Annotated in this window: 12 protein-coding genes and 2 tRNA genes; 7 read left to right on the forward strand and 7 right to left on the reverse strand. The window is 58.6% G+C overall.

Features of this window, described 5'->3' with window-relative positions; translation table 11 throughout:
* The first annotated feature begins 43 nt into the window (after positions 1 to 43).
* A complete protein-coding gene (locus QEH57_RS20540; protein WP_309008658.1) occupies positions 44 to 1,579 on the forward strand; it encodes an NAD(P)H-hydrate dehydratase in 1,536 nt (511 codons plus the stop codon).
* A 33-nt stretch (positions 1,580 to 1,612) separates the two neighbouring features.
* Here the strand turns inward: QEH57_RS20540 and QEH57_RS20545 are convergent, their stop codons facing one another.
* Positions 1,613 to 3,151, reverse strand: coding sequence for a hypothetical protein (locus QEH57_RS20545; RefSeq protein ID WP_309008659.1), 1,539 nt, complete (start codon positions 3,149 to 3,151; stop codon positions 1,613 to 1,615).
* Between the two features lie 104 nt (positions 3,152 to 3,255).
* Between QEH57_RS20545 and dprA the strand changes: the two genes are divergently transcribed.
* Both dprA and QEH57_RS20555 read left to right on the forward strand, forming a co-directional pair.
* On the forward strand, positions 3,256 to 4,386 hold the full coding sequence (dprA, locus tag QEH57_RS20550; RefSeq protein ID WP_309008660.1) for a DNA-processing protein DprA: 1,131 nt from the start codon (positions 3,256 to 3,258) through the stop codon (positions 4,384 to 4,386).
* Positions 4,387 to 4,551: 165 nt separating this feature from the next.
* Positions 4,552 to 5,238 (forward strand): VPDSG-CTERM sorting domain-containing protein, encoded by a 687-nt coding sequence (locus tag QEH57_RS20555; protein ID WP_309008661.1) that lies wholly within the window; start codon positions 4,552 to 4,554, stop codon positions 5,236 to 5,238.
* Between the two features lie 78 nt (positions 5,239 to 5,316).
* On the opposite strand, the gene QEH57_RS20560 is transcribed toward QEH57_RS20555, so the two are convergent.
* The 5 genes from QEH57_RS20560 to QEH57_RS20580 all read right to left on the reverse strand — a co-directional run bounded on the left by QEH57_RS20560 (position 5,317) and on the right by QEH57_RS20580 (position 9,173).
* Positions 5,317 to 6,234: an AEC family transporter gene (locus tag QEH57_RS20560; RefSeq protein ID WP_309008662.1), complete on the reverse strand. Its 918-nt coding sequence runs from the start codon at positions 6,232 to 6,234 to the stop codon at positions 5,317 to 5,319.
* Between the two features lie 99 nt (positions 6,235 to 6,333).
* Positions 6,334 to 6,804, reverse strand: coding sequence for a hypothetical protein (locus QEH57_RS20565; RefSeq protein WP_309008663.1), 471 nt, complete (start codon positions 6,802 to 6,804; stop codon positions 6,334 to 6,336).
* Between the two features lie 12 nt (positions 6,805 to 6,816).
* Positions 6,817 to 8,079 (reverse strand): hypothetical protein, encoded by a 1,263-nt coding sequence (locus tag QEH57_RS20570; protein WP_309008665.1) that lies wholly within the window; start codon positions 8,077 to 8,079, stop codon positions 6,817 to 6,819.
* Between the two features lie 140 nt (positions 8,080 to 8,219).
* On the reverse strand, positions 8,220 to 8,753 hold the full coding sequence (locus QEH57_RS20575; RefSeq protein WP_309008666.1) for a phospholipase D family protein: 534 nt from the start codon (positions 8,751 to 8,753) through the stop codon (positions 8,220 to 8,222).
* 344 nt (positions 8,754 to 9,097) lie between these two features.
* A tRNA-Thr gene (locus QEH57_RS20580) sits at positions 9,098 to 9,173 on the reverse strand.
* A 130-nt stretch (positions 9,174 to 9,303) separates the two neighbouring features.
* On the opposite strand from QEH57_RS20580, the gene QEH57_RS20585 reads away from it, so the two are divergent.
* Positions 9,304 to 10,734 (forward strand): hypothetical protein, encoded by a 1,431-nt coding sequence (locus QEH57_RS20585; protein WP_309008667.1) that lies wholly within the window; start codon positions 9,304 to 9,306, stop codon positions 10,732 to 10,734.
* A gap of 119 nt (positions 10,735 to 10,853) precedes the next feature.
* Here QEH57_RS20585 and QEH57_RS20590 read toward each other — a convergent pair whose 3' ends face one another.
* On the reverse strand, positions 10,854 to 11,621 hold the full coding sequence (locus QEH57_RS20590; protein WP_309008668.1) for an energy transducer TonB: 768 nt from the start codon (positions 11,619 to 11,621) through the stop codon (positions 10,854 to 10,856).
* Between the two features lie 555 nt (positions 11,622 to 12,176).
* Between QEH57_RS20590 and QEH57_RS20595 the strand changes: the two genes are divergently transcribed.
* From QEH57_RS20595 to QEH57_RS20605, 3 genes are all read left to right on the forward strand, one after another.
* Positions 12,177 to 12,252 (forward strand) — tRNA-Phe (locus tag QEH57_RS20595).
* 522 nt (positions 12,253 to 12,774) lie between these two features.
* Positions 12,775 to 14,787, forward strand: a complete 2,013-nt coding sequence (locus QEH57_RS20600; protein WP_309008669.1) for an alpha-galactosidase — start codon at positions 12,775 to 12,777, stop codon at positions 14,785 to 14,787.
* A 251-nt stretch (positions 14,788 to 15,038) separates the two neighbouring features.
* Entirely contained in the window at positions 15,039 to 16,832 is a 1,794-nt protein-coding gene (locus tag QEH57_RS20605) for an alpha-L-fucosidase (RefSeq protein WP_309008670.1), read from the forward strand.
* The last annotated feature ends 99 nt before the right edge of the window (positions 16,833 to 16,931 follow it).

Raw genomic sequence — 16,931 nt, forward strand, 5'->3', positions numbered from 1 at the left:
AGGCTCGCCCTTGGCTCTTCCTCACGTCACTTTGATTGCCGTTATGACGTACCCGCGCTTCCATCCCATTTTGAGTTGTTCCGAGTCGCTTGCCTTGGAGAAGCGGCTTTTGGCTACGGAGGAGGACGCTTGGGACGCGATGAACCGGGCCGGCTCCGCCCTGGGGCGGGCTCTGCAAGATGCCTATGCGATGACGGGCTTTCCGCAGTCTGGCTTGCGCTTGCTCGCTTTGGTCGGGAAGGGCCACAATGGCGGGGATGCGCTGCTCGCATTTAGCGAAATGGCAAAGCGCGATAGATACGTTTCGTCCGTGACCTTGGTTTTGTCTGCCGCACGCTCGGACTTGAAGCCGCATACGCGGCGCGCTCTCGAAGGCTTGGAGCGGAAGGCGGAGGTGCGGATCTTCGAAATGCCTGACGACGCGGCGCTCTCGGTCGTGGCGAACGAAGCCTTCGACATTTGTTTGGATGGCTTGCTTGGCATGCCGTTCCGGCCGCCTTTGAGGGAGGGCGTCAAGGCGCTCGTGGAAGCGGCGAACGCGTCGGAAGCGATCGGCCTGCGAGCTGCGGTGGATTTGCCGACGGGAGCGGGAGACGAGTCGGACGAAACTGTGTTTCGAGCGGATTTCACTTTTGCGACAGGGATTTTGAAGAAGCCGCTCCTGTCCTGCCCGCAGGCGGGAAACATTCGGTATTTAGATATTGGATTTTTCGAGACGGCTGCACCTTGCCGAGAGCTTGTAGTTACAGATTCGATACTGGATCCGCTACGGACGCTGCGTCCGGCGGACAGCGAGAAGCGGCAGTTTGGCCACCTGGCTATCTTGGCGGGCTCTCGAGGCATGCCGGGCGCCTTGGCGATGTCGGTGCGAGCGGCCTTGCAGAGCGGAGTGGGCTTGGTGACGGTCTTTGCTCCGGAGTCCAACGTTTCGCAGCTTGCTTGCCAGCTGCCGGAAGCGATGTGGCGAACCTGGCCCGAAACCCCGGAGGGCGGGCTCGCGCTGGAGGGGCTTTGGCAAATCAAGTCGCTGGCTTCCAAGGCAAGCTGTCTGCTTGCCGGACCGGGCATGGGAAGCGAAGCCGAGACGCAAGCTCTGTTGAGCGAAGTGGGGCGTGTTTGGGAGAAGCCGGTGGTGCTGGATGCGGATGCCCTGCGTCCCGAGGTGGTGGACGCTTTTCGGACGGCGGGGAACAGGCAGATCGTGCTTACCCCGCATGACGGCGAATTCAAGCGCTTGAGCGGCGCGGACGATTGCTCGGATCGCGCCTTGTTGGCGTATGCGAAAGCGCGCGCGGTAACGGTCGTGAAGAAAGGCTGCAACACGCGCGTATCCGATGGGGAAAAGCTCGCTCTTAATACCTCTGGAAATGCGGTGCTCGCACGCGGCGGCAGCGGCGACCTGTTAGCCGGCCTGACGGCGGGCCTGTTAGCCCAGAGCGCGGCGGACGTTTTCGAGTCGGCGAGTCGGGCGGTGTACTGGCATGGAAAGGCTGCGGACTTGCTGGCTATCGCGAAAGGCCAGACTGCGGTTCGTACGACAGACTTGTTGGACTTCGTAAGCCTCGCTTTGCGGCGCTAGAATGTATTTTACCTTTGGGTACGTTTTTCTCTCCTATTTATAGATCGGGTCAATAGACCGCAAATCCGAGAAGTCTGCCAAAAAGTCCTCTCTTGAGCTTTCTAGCATTAGAGGGAGTGAGTCCTTTATCAAGGCTTCGGCTTTTTCGTATTTGCCGCTTCGCGCGTAGTAGAGGGTAAGGCAGTGGATGATGCCGTAACGCCCGGGATGCTCAGCTAGCGCGTTTTCGAGTATGGTCATGTGACGGCTTTCTGGATACACATCGGAACTTAACCAAATGGTTCCGATCCAGGAGTAGAGCTGTGGATAGTGTCCGGCTCCGGACTGCTTTGCCCTGAAGAGATGGGTGAGGAGTTTTAGGGTTTCCTCTTGGTTCAGGGCCCCCGGTTGGTAGAAAGAGCCCTCGAGGAGTTCGCCTCCATGGATAACCGCGTACCAGAAGTTGGCTCGCGCGTTTTTATCGTCGCTGGCGAGTGCTGATTCGAAGTAGCGGAGGGCCTCTTCCGAGCGTTCGTTCCGGTGAAGCCATTCGCCTTCCAAGGCGAGCAGTTCCGCTGAATTGGGCCACTTCTTTCGCGCTGCGGAAATGATGGCACGGGTGTCGTCCCCCTTGGAATGGCCGAGTGCGACTCGAGCGAATAGGGTTTCCGTTTCCTGTTCGCTAGCGGCGACCAGCTCGACGGCTGGCGCTTTTTGTTGCTCTGGAAGTTCGAAAGTCAGGGTGTGGCTGCGCCCTTTGATGAGGTGTTGCTCGAGTCGTTCCTCTAACTCGAAAAAACCGAGACCGAGGTGCTCGTTGAAAAGTGACTCGGTTGTCGCTCGTGAGTTGAGGGCTCCGTGTACGAAGCTCGTGACCTTGCTGAAGGGGATCTCGTGCTCTCCAAGTAGCAGATAGTGAAGCAGCAGCCATGATTGAGAGTAGAAGGTTCCGGTATGTTGGCCGCCGGTATATTCGGGCGAGCGCTGGTGTACGTTTACGAGCTGCTTGATCGGCATGAAGCCCTCGTAGCGAAGGTACTGGACGTTGGTTGCGATAGGGAGCCCCAGTACGAGCTGGCCGTTTTTGTTTTGATGGATTGTGGAAAAGAGCTCCGCGAATCCCTCTTTGATCCAGAGGGGAGCGTTGCTGTATTTCCTCATGAGGTGGTGAACGTATTCGTGGACGATGGTTTGGCGGGTTAGCTCCTCGGAACCGATATCGTTTATGATGGTGTAGTGACCTGCGCAGTCGTGGGTGAAATAACCCCCGAGAGATCTTCGTCGGCGACCGGTGCGAAAGGATAGGCTGTCGCGAGTGTTGGCGTTTCCGGCTATTGCGAGCAGCAGTGGATCGTCTCCATCCTGCCTAAGTTCTGGAAAGATAACCTGAAGCCCGGCTCGCGCGTGCCAGATGTATTCAAAGCTGCGCTGGATCTCGACTTTTCGCGCGTTGCTGATAACTTGGAAGGGAGCCGCTTCGGCCGTCCACCACTTGGGCGCGGCCCAGCTGGACGTCGTTGCGCAGAGGAAGCAAAGGAGAGCCAGGAGGTGGCGAGAAGGCTGTAGTTGGATTGGATACGACCGCTTTAGCATTGCGGCAATGCTTGCAGCATCGATCGCGCCTTAGCGGGGCATTGAAAGCCTAGAACGACAGACTTGTTGGACTTTCTCCCTGCAGCTCTGCAAGGTGGAGGGGTATGGAACTCCAACTTTCCCGTAAGCAGGCCTTTTGGGCCTTGAACGGGCTGCCTGCGATTGGGCCTGTTTCCCTCAATCGTTTGCTAGCCGCCTTTGCCGGCGACCCGTGCCGCGCCCTCAATGCCTCCCGACCGGAGCTAGAATCGATCAAGGGGCTGCAGCGCAAGGCCGTCGACGTGCTTCTCGATTGGTCGAGGCATTTTAACTTGGGGCGCGAGATGGCTCAGGCGGAGCAGCGTGGGGTCGATTTCGTTTCTTGCGAGGACGAGGACTATCCGCCGCTGCTGAAAGAGATATCAGACCCGCCGATCGGTTTGTATCGCTTGGGCGAATACGACTTTTCGAAACCGTCGATCGCGATCGTCGGCACGCGTCACTGCACGCTCTACGGGCAAAGCGTGGCTCGGAGTTTTGCGAGGGAGCTCGCCCAGCTCGGGTTTTGCGTGACGAGCGGGATGGCTCGGGGAATTGATACCTTTGCCCATAAGGGCGCTTTGGAGGTGGAGGGAGGTTCCACGGTTTGCGTGTTCGGTTGCGGCATCGATATCGTTTACCCGCCCGAGAACGTGGACTTGTTTCGAGAGGCCCAGCGGAACGGCGCCGTGGTTTCGGAGTTTCCCTTTGGTCGAAGGGCGGATCGGCAAACCTTTCCGATGCGGAATCGGGTGGTGAGCGGCATGTCGCACGCGGTGATCGTGGTGGAGTCCGACGATGCGGGCGGTTCGATGATTACGGCTCGGTTTGCGGGCGAGCAAGGGCGAGTGGTTTGCGCGATCCCGGGACGCATCGACCAGAAGTCCAGCAAGGGCAGCCATCAGTTGATTCGCGATGGAGCGGTTTTGCTTCGCAGCGTGGACGACCTGTTGGAGGAGCTGGCTCACTTGCAGCTGGTCCCGGATCTGGAGACGGGAGAGTCGAGTTTGGAAGCGGAGTTGCGCTTGCCGCCGTTGCAGGGCGACGAGGGGCGCGTTGCCAAGTTGCTTGCGGGAGGCGAGGCTTTGGCGCTCGAAGACGTAGGCGAACGAATTGGGAAGGACGTTTCCGAAGTCTCCGTTTTGCTGATGACGATGGAGCTCAATGGCCTGATCGCGAAGCGACTGGATGGACGTTTCGAATGGGCGTTTTCGTAAAGTGTTCTGAGAGTGTTAGGTTATTGAACGAATTTTGACTCAGGATATAGGGGCAGCGAAGAATCGTTCCTCTAGGTCTCTTCGCTCAAGTTTTTTTGGCATTCGCTATGCTCGTTTTAGGGCTGAAAAAAATCTTTGAGTACAACCTCTAACCCCGAAGTCAGTATGAAATCTAAATACCTCTCTATCGTCTCAGTTTTAGCCCTGTCCACGCTTTGCGGCACGAGTGCCCATGCGGTTATGTATGGTGGAATAGAATTCCCAGGCGGCTCTATTTCTTTTGCGGATTCGGTTGTGTCTTACGATCCGAGTTTCGGCGGTGGAAACGTTCCGACGGATCCGAACTTCATGGACCCTGACGAAGCCTTGGGAATTCCGGATTACGTATCGCCGATCGGATCGGTTTCCTTGGGAGCAGGCGGCCGCATCGTTCTGGAATTCGTCGACAATTTCCTTACGGGAAGTAGCCTCGATGGAGTCGCTGACGGAATCTTCGATTTGCATATCTTTGAGATCGGACCTGATGTCGAAGATACGGCTGTAGCAATCAGTAAGGACGGTGTCGCATGGACAGAAATCGGTTCTGTGTTTGGCTCTACCAGCAGCATCGATATCGACGCTTTCGGCTTCAAGGTGAGCGACCAGTTTCGTTTTGTGCGTCTTACTGACGACATAAATGAAGGTGGAACGACTGGCTCCACGGTAGGGGCTGACATCGACGCGGTGGGCGCGATCAGTACGGTGATTAATACGAATCCAGGTGGCAATACAGTTCCAGATGCGGGAAGCACTGCCGCGATTCTTATGCTTTCTCTCGCTGGCCTCGCTGTTCTAAAGCGACGAATCGGATAAAAGGCTGCAGAGCAAACCTTCGAGCGAGTTACCTACTTCAGGGACTCGCTTTTTTTCGTGGCGAATTTGATATTTCTCCTAAACCAACGCGATGGCGATGACGAGGGAAGCGATCGAGAGCAGGGTGCTGAGGATGACGATGTTGCGGGCGGTGACGGCGTCGTTGCCGAGCATCTCGGCGAGCACGTAGGAGAAGACGGCGGTGGGGCAGGCGAGGAAGATGACAGCGACCTTGAGGCTGTCGGCGTCGAGCCCGAGGCTGCGGCCGACGTAGTAGCCGAGCAGGGGGCTGAAGGCGACGTTGATAAGGGAGGCGACGATGGAGAAGCTGAGGCGGCCTTTGAGCTCGTCGAGCTTGAGGCCGGCTCCCAGCCCGATGAGGGCGAGCGGGAGAGCGATCTGGCCGACGGCTACGAGGGCCCGGCGGGCCATGACGGGGATTTCCAGGTCGGCGAGGTTGAGGGCGAAGCCTAGGCAGCAAGCGAGGATGAGGGGGTTGCTCAGGCCGTGTTTCCAGATGGCTTGCAGGGGGCTGCCGGTGCCTTGGTCCTTGGAGTGCAGGATGAGGATGGCCACGCTCGATGTATTGTAGATTAGGATACATATCCCGCTGGTGAACATGCCGAGGTCGAGTCCCTCTTGGCCGAGGGCGAAGTAGACGACGGGAAAGCCGACGAAGGCGAGGTTTCCCCGGTAGCTTCCTTGCACGAAGGCGCCGACGGATTCGCGGGGTACCTTGAGGATGAAGACGAGGGCGTAGGCGAGGGCGATGGAGGCGCCGATGACGATCAGCATGGTGTAGAGCAGCCCTAGGCCTGCCTCGCTTCGCAGGTCGATTTCGGCGACCTTGTAGACGAGCAGGCTGGGCAGCCCCCAGAAGTAGGTTAGCCGATTGAGGTCCTTGAAGAAGCTGTCGCCGAAGAATCGCGTGCGGGCGAGCGCTCCTCCGAAAAGGATGAGAATGAGGACAGGGACGATGCTCTCCAGGACGACCATGGTGCAGGAGGCTGCGGCTTTTGGCGGCGGTTGCGAGCTTCTAGAAGCGTGCTCGTGGCGGGGTGGTTCGAGGAGCGGAGCAGGCGTGCTGGCCTGGAGCTAGCGGGAGCTAGGGGCGGCGTTCTTGGAAAGGGTAGGCGCCTCGAAGCGGATTAGCCTGAATCCGGCGATCGCGTCGTCTTCGGCCACGATTCCGAGGGCCCCTTCCGTTTCTCGAACGTAGCGGCGCAACTCTTCGAGCGTGTTGAAGGTGCGGGGTAGTTTTCCTCGTCCGCTGAAGGCGATGCGGCGCCAGTAGTTGCGGAACTTGCTGGGAGTCATGTCCGAGTAGCGGGCGAGCGTGTCGGCAGAATGGGCGTCGTCCTTCAGCAGGGCGATGGCAACTTCCGTTCCCGAATGCCAGAAGCGTTCCTTGCCGATGAGTATTAGCTTCAGGCGCTCTTCGTCGATGGCTTCCTGGTTGGAGGCGTTGACGAACGCTTTGGCGGAAAGGGACAGGCTAAGGCCGAGGACGACGAGGAAGGCGAGGGCTCGTCGCAGGTTTGTTGGAGTTGTCGCTTGGGGGCGCATGGGAGGTTCCCGCTAGTAAGAGAAGGTGCTTTTCAGGGCGAGCAGGGTCCAATCGGATTCGTCCAGTACCGGGTTTTGCTGGAATTGGTTGAAGAGGCGTCCCGTCCCTTCGATGTCGTGGATTTCGGCTTTCATGCTCCAAAAGTCGTAGATGTCGTAGCGTAGCGCCAGCTGCAAGTCCTTGCTGGTACGGGGAGGAGCCGGAAGGACGATCCGGGCTGAGTTGTTGGATTCCTCGGAATAGGTGAGGGTGGTCTGGAAGGGGCCGAACTGCCTTTCGACGCTCAAGTACCAGGACTGGCTGTCGCTTACGAGATCTTGAGGTGGGTTGAGGGTGGAGCCGATGAGGGCGGTGAACTGGAAGTCGGTATCGGTCCAGAGCTTCTCGCCGACGAAGGTCCAGTTCCCGATGGCGTACTCGGCGGAGAGTTGAAGGTTGGATACGTTGAGGTCGTTGGCTTCCAGCAGAAAGCCCTGTCCGGCAAGGAAGGGGGAAGGAAAGTCGGGGTTGAAGTTCCCGTCCGCTGCCAGGTGGATGTCCTGGAAGCGGGAGAAGCCGAGTCCGACCCTGAATCGCTCCAGGCTCGGGTTTAGCCACAATTGGCCGCCGAAGGTTGTTTTTGAATTCGCGGCGCAGATGGCGAGGTCGTCGGAATGGCGGGAAAGGTTGGTAAGGGCGTAGCCGACCAATCCTCCGTCCTCGTTAACTTCCGAGCGGCCGAGGTAGGCGAAGTAGTCGAGGTAGGTGTCTTCGAGGATTCCGAAGGTCCCGTAGGCGGCGCCGCCTTCCACCGCGGAGCTGTTGTAGCGGTAGCGATGGTCGTAGGTGCCCATCGGCAGAAGGATGCTGGCCCGGGTGATGTCGATGTCCTTGAGGTGCGTGTACAAGCCGAACTCTCGATTGACGCGCCCGATCTGGATTCCGAACTGGTGGCTGAAGTTGTAGTCGAGGAAGAGGTAGTCGATTTTGGGCTCGTAGTTGCCGTAGGGGCCGAGCTCGAAGGCGAAGATTTCGCCGTTTACGGTGGTCCGTTTCCTAGGCGTCCAGGATCCGTGCAATCCCATCTCGGTGAAGGCGGTGGTGCCCTCTTCGGAGTCAGCGAGGTAGTTGTAGTGGGAAGACTTGAGGTAGCCGGTGCTGATGAATCCGCCGAATTCGAATTCCCTGCCGAGGGCCAAGCAGTCGAATGCCAGAAGGACGATGAAGAGGGGGAGGAAGCGGCGGAGGGGATGCGAGCTCGTAGAAGCGGAAGGCCGAACGGGGCAGGATTTCATATGCGTATCCCATCGGTGCCGCTTAGCGATTGCTGAGATAAGAATACGTTTTTTTTACCCTTAGATCCTGCTTGCTGCGAAAAGGGTTAAGGGGGCCCGGGTGAAAGGGGGGGAGGGTCCGCTTGGGGAAGACCGATTGATCAGTCGGCGATCAACTCGTGGTAGGTGACGCAGTGGGCTTTTCGCTGGCAGCTCGGGCAGTGGTCGCCGATCCAGAGCTGGTCGAACTGGGCCATGATGGGGCGCACCAGCGCGGGGTCGTCGGAGAGGATGCCGCCCTCGAAGTTTCGTCGGTCCTTGCTCTTGGCTCCGAGGCCGGCTCCGGTGAGGTTGGCGCTGCCGGTGTAGGCGATCCTGCCGTCGACGATGACTGACTTGAAATGGGCGCGAGGGCAGAGGATCATCTCCATGCCGTCGATGAGGTTGGGGAAGCGGTCGTAGTCGGCGCGAAAGGCGGGGCCGGGTTCCTTGGCGTGTATCAGCCGGATCGATACGCCTTCCTCGACCAGCTCGGAGAGGCGTTGCAGGAAGGGGATGGAGCGCCGCCCGCGGGCGATATGCATGTCCTTGATGTCGGCGGTGGCGATCCAGAGGAATTCGCTGCAGGTGGCGATGGCTTCGACGATGACTTCCTGGTGGATTTCTCGGTCTGCGATGAAGCGGGTGTCGGGCATGGCGGAGGGCTGTGTCGTAGTAGGGAGCGTTAGCCTGCGTTTTGGGTCAAGGTATCTTGCGCAGCGGTCACGGGCTTCCGCCTTCGCTAAAGCGTTTGCGGACCCGCCGGTGGACGGGAAGGCTTCGCGCTACGGGGCGAAACGAAGTGACGACACTCGAGGAACGAAGCGACGAAACATCGAACTTGTTCGACGACGTGGAAGGCGAAATGAAGTGGCATGCCAACCGAAGCCTCGGCGAAGGTTGGAGCCGCTCATCGGTACCGAGGAACGAAGTGACGACACTCGAGGAGCGAAGCGAGGAGACATCGAACGTGTTCGACGACGTAGAAGGCGAAACGAAGTGGAGCCGCTCATCGGAGTCGAACCGACGACCTACTCATTACGAATGAGTTGCTCTACCAACTGAGCTAGAGCGGCGTCCAAGGCTGCTTATTTGTGCTTTTGCGCGGCCGCTTGGCAAGTCGGAATTCACCGTTTTTCGGGAACTGGGCTGGGTCTTTCGCACTCCGCGCTTGCTCCGTCGGGCACTTCGGATTGCCTGTTTTCCGTGTCAGACTCGAACGTTTCTCTCCGTATCTCCTCGAAAAACATCCATCTCGACGATGGAACGCTGGCCGCTGGTGTGGTGACTTGCGCTCCGGGGCAGCCGCTGAAGCTGGAATTGGGCGCCGTGGGCGCCGCGGATATCGTCTTGCCGGATTCGGCCCATGTGGCCCTTGGCCGTTTCGATCCGCACGTGCACTTTCGGGAGACGGCGATTCCGACCCGGGAAGAGGTGGAAGAGCACGGGCCGCAGGGGGCGGACTACGAAGCCTTGGTGGCTAGCATCGAGGTGGCGAACGCTCTGTACTCGATCCGCTCGGGTTGCTTGGCGGCCCTGAAGGGGGGAGTTTGCGCGGTGGGGGCGATGGGCAACACTCCATGGGGGCCAGTGGGGCCCTATCGCCATGAGCGTATCCAGAAGCATTATACGGAGCAGGCTCTCTTTCCTATCGTAATGTGGCCGCGCATGGAGCCGGGCGCGGCAGCGATCCCGGGGCACGAAGGGAAGGACTTTGGTTCGACTTTCGGAGGCTCCGGTCTGACGGGGCAGACGCGTCGCGACATGTTCGAGCTTTGGAGAGGCCAGGCGGTCTCCTACCACAACGACCAGGCTCGCAAGGACGAGACGATCGTGGAATTCAAAAAACGGATACAGCCGGACGAGGTTTTATTGCACCACGAGTACTTCAATGGCGATACGGTGCTGGCCTGCCAGGCGGAGACCATGGCATTGGCCAAGGAGGCCGGGTTGAGCAGCTTGCTGGCCCGCCACATCCCTACGGGGCCGGCCTTGCAGCAGATATTGGACGCTCGCAGCGAGATGCCGTACGCCTTGCCGGCGGAAGTGGGCTTGGACTATGTCTACTGGTGTCGCGAGCGTTTGCTCACGCAGCAGCGCGAAGTGGCGTTGATCAACTATCGTCGCCCGGCTCATCCGAGTCGCGAGGATCAGCTGAGCTTGATCGAAATCACGCGGGACGCGGTACGGGGCGGCGACGCAGCGATCTTCTTCGGCACGGACCACGCGCCGCATGCGCCGGCCTCGAAGGCGTTCAAGGATGGATTGCCGGGGGCGCCAGGAACGCGAAATATCGAGCATAGCCTGCAGTTCTACAGCGAGCTGGTGTACAAGTATGGATACACGCAGCACGATATCGATCGGCTCGCCTCCATCAACTCAGCCAAGCACATGGCCCAGTTTTTCGATTTTCCCTACGAGGTGGGAACGATGGCGGAGGGGGCGATGGCGAACCTGGCGATCTTCGATCCGGAGGCGGAATACTCGGTCGACGAAGCGGCCTTGGCGAAGCAGTTGGAGGATCCGCATTACCACAGCGCCATGAAGGGGGAGAAGGGCCTACGCGGTCGCTCGCTGTTCACGGTGGCCAACGGTCGCGTCTGGAACGTGGAAGGGGCGCCGACTCCGCTTAACTAGGGCGTTTTTCGTTTAGTTAGTCGTCCTGGGAGACGCGGCGTGCCCGGCGGTCCCGCCCTACCTTATGCGAATGATCAAACGAAAAATGCTCGAGGGCGGCAGCGCTTTCCCTTTTCGGTTTAGAGGCTCTGCGGCGGTTCGCTGTCGAGCCAGAGGATTGGGAAGTCGTAGGTGCGTTCGACGAGGGCGATGGCGGGAGTGCCTTCGAAGCTTGGCAGGGAGAAGGAGGCGTTCTTGAAGGCTGCCTCCAGCTTTTCGTTGGTCTGCGGGTCGCTGGAGTCCACGATATGCGGGAGGAGCACGTGTCCCTGCGGGTCGACGAAGAAGTTGATGCGGGCTCTGACGGTTTGGCGATCGGTGTCGAGCAAGCCGGAGTCGCGGGCGATGGCGAGCCCGGGGAAGGAGGTCATGCCGATCCGGCTGTCCAGTTCCTCGTCCTCGCGGTACTTGAGGCTGCGGAAGCCTTTGCTGCCGTGGCCGTCGATGCGCTTGGCGGTATCGAAAAGGGCGTTGGTCTCGATGGCGCGGTCGGGCAGGAATTCCCAGTAGGCGTGGCAAACGCTTTTGACCGGCTGGCCGTTTTGCGTAGCCGGCACGAAATCCCATTTCTTGATGGTCGCCATCAGCTCGTTGGCGAAGGCCTCGTAGCTGTACTCGATCGGGAGGAACTCGGAAGCCTGTCCGTGCTCGTCGACGTAGAAGGCGATCTTCGCGTAGCCGCTGCTGATGCCGTGCGTGTAGGCCCAGGCGGGGTAGCGCGGTTCGATCTGGCGCTTGATGGAGACGCTGCTGGCCTCGCTCGAGGGCTTGGCGCCGGCCCAGGGGAGCAGGCAGGAAGCCGCGAGCAGGGATAGCAGAAAACGGGTTTTCAGGGCTAGGGGGTACATGCTGTCCAGTAGGCTTACAGTCGTGGGAAATGACAAGTTTAAATGCATTGAATTGCACCTTGTTTCCTCGCGATTTTCTCGCTCGTGTCCTGTCGCTGCTCGAATGTCGCATGCGAGGTAGCGCTGAGCTTTAGCCAGCGGCCGCAGAGAATGGATCCTGCAGCGCGGTCGCCGGCTAAAGCTCGGCGCTACGCTTGACGCAGGCTGCGTCGCTTGCCTTCGTTCTAGGTTCGCTTGCAAGGGCGGGAGGAAGCTGCTCCAGCGATGCGGACGACGGGATGCCGAACGGAGAGGCACGGGCCAGTCGTCCCTCCCATTTTGCGTTTTCTGGGGACCGCTTCCACCTGTTCCGCCGTGCAGGAGCGGATCTCTGAAAGGGGCTCGAACTTCGAATAGACCTTTCCTGCGTTATCAGGCGAAAATCGCTTTCTTTAAGGGCTAAAAACTTCTGCAAGTTTCTCGTGAGAAAGGGCTTAAGTAGAAATATTACATTTGTTGAAGTTTCCCATTGACGGACTAAGCCCCGCTTCTATTGTCCGGAATCTTTCTAGCAGCGGCGGGTTAGCTCAGTTGGTAGAGCAGAGGACTGAAAATCCTTGTGTCCCCGGTTCGATTCCGGGACCCGCCACCACTGCTAGAACGGTTAACGCCGCTGAAAACGCCTCCTTTTGTGGAGGCATTTTTTGTGTCCGGATGGTCCCGTTATCTTCGATGTCTCCTTGCTTCGCTCGTCGAGTGTCATCGCTGCGCTCCTCGGTACCGGGACCCGCCACCACTGCTAGGGGCGCTTTCGACGTGCCGTAGATCCCTGCTCTTATATCCTGCATGGCGGCGTGGCGCGAGCAGTCTACGCTCTCCGAGCTACGCCTCCCATGGCGCCAGCCCTACACTCGAGAGCGTCTTCCCGCAAAATGGCGATGAACCTTTTTTTTGTGTCTGGGTGGTCCCGTCATCTTCGATGTCTCGTCGCGGCGCTCGTTCTGGGGCGAGGTGTCGACCTGCGTTCGATTTGATGGCAGTTCGCGAGCCTCGTATCGGGGGCGAACGCGATTGTTTGTTTAGCCATTGAGCGTTGGCTCGAAAGTCGGGCGGGTGGTGGGCGATCCTGCTGGGGAATGCCGACTGCGGTTGGTTTGCTGCCCCTTCATTCCCTATGAATAAAATCGTTTGTTTCGTTGTTCTCTTGCTGGTGGTTTCGCACCAGAGCCCTCGATTGTTGGCTGCTGGCTCTGACCTGAAGTTTGAGCGGATCGAAGGTTCCGGTTTCTCCGTGGAGAATGGGTTGGTCCGCTATCGATTGGAGGTGAGGCAGGGGAGAGTCTTTCTGGCAGATTTGCAAAGAACGGGATCGAAGGGAAAGCTGCGCTTCGAAGCTGTTGAGTTTTTCAATGACGGGACCGAGGGGGAGGTGAGCGCTTGGGAGTTGCGGAGCGCTCGGGTGCCGGGAAGCCGCTTGGCTGGCGAACACTTGAGGGTCGAGCTTGAACTCCAATCGGAGGCATTCGTTAAAAAGTTGGTTTTCAGGTTTTATGAAGGGAGCGAGGCTCTGGCGTGCGATGCCTATTACCTCGGTTCCTCTCTGGGCGACCTCAACGAGTCGACCCGGCTTTTCCGTTTGGAGACGGAGGAACGGCACTGGAAGTATCGAGCGGTTGAATTCTTCGATCGGACGGACGACAACAACACGCTTGTCCAGGAGCGAAGCGTGGTTGGCTTCGGGCGTCCCTCGTTGCTGAGAGGCAATCTTCTGTTCGCTCGGAACCTCGTGGACGATACTGCGTATTTGTTGCTGAAGGAGGCTCCGTGTTCGTTCTCTCAGATCGCTCATCGTGGCTACGACTTCGCCGCCAGTAAGTATGGAGTGGATACGGTGGGAATCGGATTCGTGAGCGACGACCTCGCGGCGGACAGCTGGGTCAAGGCCTACAGTATCGTGTTTATTGAGACGGGAGCGGGGGAGCTCGAGCAGCTTGCAGCCTTGCGCCGGTATCAGCGGGCCATCCGTCCGCACGACAGGGAGATGGGGGAGATGGTGATGATGAACACTTGGGGGGACCGCAATCGGGACGCTCGAGTGGGAGAAGCCTTCGTCAAGGAGGAGGTGGACGCCTGTTCAAGGCTTGGCATCACGCTTTTGCAGATCGACGATGGATGGCAACAGGGCTTGTCGAAGAACTCGGCCAGCGCTGGGGGAGAGAAGTGGCGAGCGTGGGGGCGGGAGGATTGGGAGCCGCACGAGGAGCGCTTTCCCAATGGTTTCGCGCCTGTGGTGGACTACGCCAAGGGGAAGGGGGTGGAGCTCGGGCTCTGGTTCGCTCCGAGCAGCGCGGACAGCTTCGCGGCTTGGGAGCAGGATGCGGAGATCATCGCCGGCTTGCACAAGCGCTACGGCATTCGCTACTTCAAAATCGACGGGGTAAAGCTTCCGAACAAGCGGTCCGAACGGAATTTGAGAAATCTCCTAGCGAAGGCCTTGGAGCTGACGGACAATGGCGTTTTCTTTAATCTAGATGCGACTGCGGACGCCCGCGGGGGGTATCACTACCTCTATGAGTACGGAGGTAATATCTTCTTGGAGAATCGTTATACGAAGGAGATGAAGCTTCACTACCCGTACCAAACCTTGCGGAACCTTTGGACCTTGAGCCGCTACCTGCCAGCGGAACGTTTGCAGATCGAATTTCTCAACAAGTGGAAGAATGGAGAGAACTATTCCGACCGGGATCTGTTCGCTCCCCAGCATGTTCCGTTCGATTACTCGTTTGCCCTTACGATGGCTGCTCAGCCGTTGGCCTGGTTCGAAGGAACGGGACTTCCGGAGCAAGGTTTCGAGGTGGAGCCGCTGATTCGATCGTACAAGGAGCTTCAGGAGTCATTCCACGGCGGAATGATCTTTCCGATAGGGGAGGAGCCTTGCGGAACCTGCTGGACCGGGTTTCAGTCTATCCTGTCGGAGGATTCTGGATACTTGTTGGTCTACCGTGAACTGAACGGGCAGTCTTGGCGGAGCTTGGAGACTTTCTTGGATAAGGACCGCCGCTATACGTTTAAAACCGTGTTAGGAGAGGGGCGCGTTTTGAGCAGGAGAAGCGACGACTTGGGAAAGGTGGAGATACAGATTCCGAAAGCTCATGGTTTTGTTCTCGTCCGTTACGAAGGTCGTTAGGAGGCTATGGGCTATACAGGAGAAGACGGCGGACTCTTGGCTGCTCAAGTGGACGCATGAGTAGGTTCGTTTAAACCGAGCTTCGTAGGGGCTTCGTTTGCCGTGTTTGTGGGATGGCGCGGGGCCCTTGTTTTTTTGGGGGGTACGTATAAATACCATCGGGAGATTGGGGGATGGGAAGACCCTGCCAGTTCGCGTATTCTGGATGGCGCGGAGAATCTCCCGATCTATACCCAATTAACTGCTTCTTAATGAAAAAATATTTGTTTTCCCGGTTCACTAAAACGGCTGTGGTCGCTCTCGCTTGCGGTCTCGGGCTTGCTGCATCTTCGGTTGCCAAGGAATCGTCGATGGACGAGATGTGGGGCGATACCTCCACGGTCGACCTCGGCGTGAATGGCGATCGGATCGCTCTTTTTCGCGATGGGAACTACGGGATGTTCATTCACTGGGGGCTTTATTCCAGCCTCGCGGGGGAGTGGAAGGGCAAGACTTATTACGGGATCGGCGAGTGGATCATGCACCCGCGCGTGGCGGGAATTCCGCCGCAGGAGTACATGGAGGTCGCCAAGGAGTTTAACCCTAGCGAATTCGACGCCATGGAGATCGCTCGCTTGGCAAAGGATGCCGGGATGAAGTGGATTATCATTACCTCCAAGCATCACGAAGGCTTTGCGATGTTCGATTCGGAGCATCCTTTTAACATCGTGGATGCCTCGCCCTTTGGCCGGGATCCGATGAAGGAGCTTGCGGACGCGTGTCGGGAGCTCGGTCTTGGCTTTGGCTTCTATTATTCGCACAATCAGGATTGGACGCATCCGGGTGGAAATGGGGGGCCGAACGAGAATGCGGATGGTTCGGACGCGAGCTTTGACCAGTACTTCGTGGAAAAGTGTTTTCCGCAGGTGAAGGAGATCTGCGAGAACTATGGTCCGCTGAGTTATATCTGGTTCGATACGCCCGGCAAGATGCCGAAGAAGCACGTGGCCCAGCTGGCCGAGTACGTGCGTCGGGTGCAGCCGCAGGCCTTGCTTTGCAGTCGAGTGGGGCATGGCATGGGCGACTACGCGAGCAATGGCGACATGTCGGTGCCGCCCAAGAACGTAGCGGGGCTATGGGAATCCTGCGATACCACGAACGACTCTTGGTCCTATGCGTGGTACGATCAAAATTGGAAGGATGGGCGGCAGATCCTCGGACGGCTCATTTCCACGGTGGCTCGCGGTGGCACCTATTTGCTGAACGTCGGACCGGATGGGAAGGGGCGCGTGCCGGATCAGGCCGCCAAGTACTTGCGCGAAGCTGGGGAGTGGATCCAACGGTATCCGGAAGTCGTATACGCAGCGGATGCCTCGCCTTGGGGCCGCGCTTTGCCGTGGGGTGATGTTACGGTGCAAGGCGATACCTTGAATCTGGCCGTTTTCGATTGGCCGCAGGACGGTCGCCTCCTGTTGCCGGGACTCAAGAACGAGGTTAAGTCTGCGAAGGTTCTTGTATCCGGAAAGGAAGTACCGGTTAAGGTTAAGCGGAGAGGGGCTTGGACGGAGCTTCGCGTTCCCTTGGAAAAGCCCGATGCTCTGGTGAGCGTTATTCGCTTGCGGGTGAGGGGGGAGTTGGATGTGGACTCCACCCATGGTATCCACCCCAACGTGGCGACGCGCCTCTTGGCCGACTTCGCTGAGGTGAGCAAGGCCAAGGCGGAGGAGATTCGTTGGATGGAAAAGTTCGGGGAGTGGAAGCATGCCTACCAGGTGAGCGACTGGAAGGAAGGCGGCTTCGCGGAGTGGACCGTAGACGTGCAGGAGGCTGGCTTCTACCATGTGGAGCTGAATTACAAAGGCGATAGCCGTTTGGTTTGGAAGGTAGAGACCGAAGAGGGAAGCTGGATACAGAACCAGCAAAACGCATCGCACGTGTACCATACTTTTCCGATGGGGCAGCTCGAGTTCAAGAAGCCGGGCAAGCGCAAGATTCGCGTTTCTCTGGTAGAGGGAGATCCTGCCAAGTCGAGTTTGCAGTTCGTCAGCGTGGCGCCGGTAAACTAGATCGTTTTTCGTTTAGTTAGTCGTACTGTGTGATGAGGGAAACGCGGCGTGCCCGGCGGTCCCGCCCTACCTTATGCGAATGATCAAACGAAAAATGCT

Source organism: Pelagicoccus sp. SDUM812005 (assembly GCF_031127875.1).
In the GTDB taxonomy this organism is placed as follows: Bacteria; Verrucomicrobiota; Verrucomicrobiia; order Opitutales; family Opitutaceae; genus Pelagicoccus.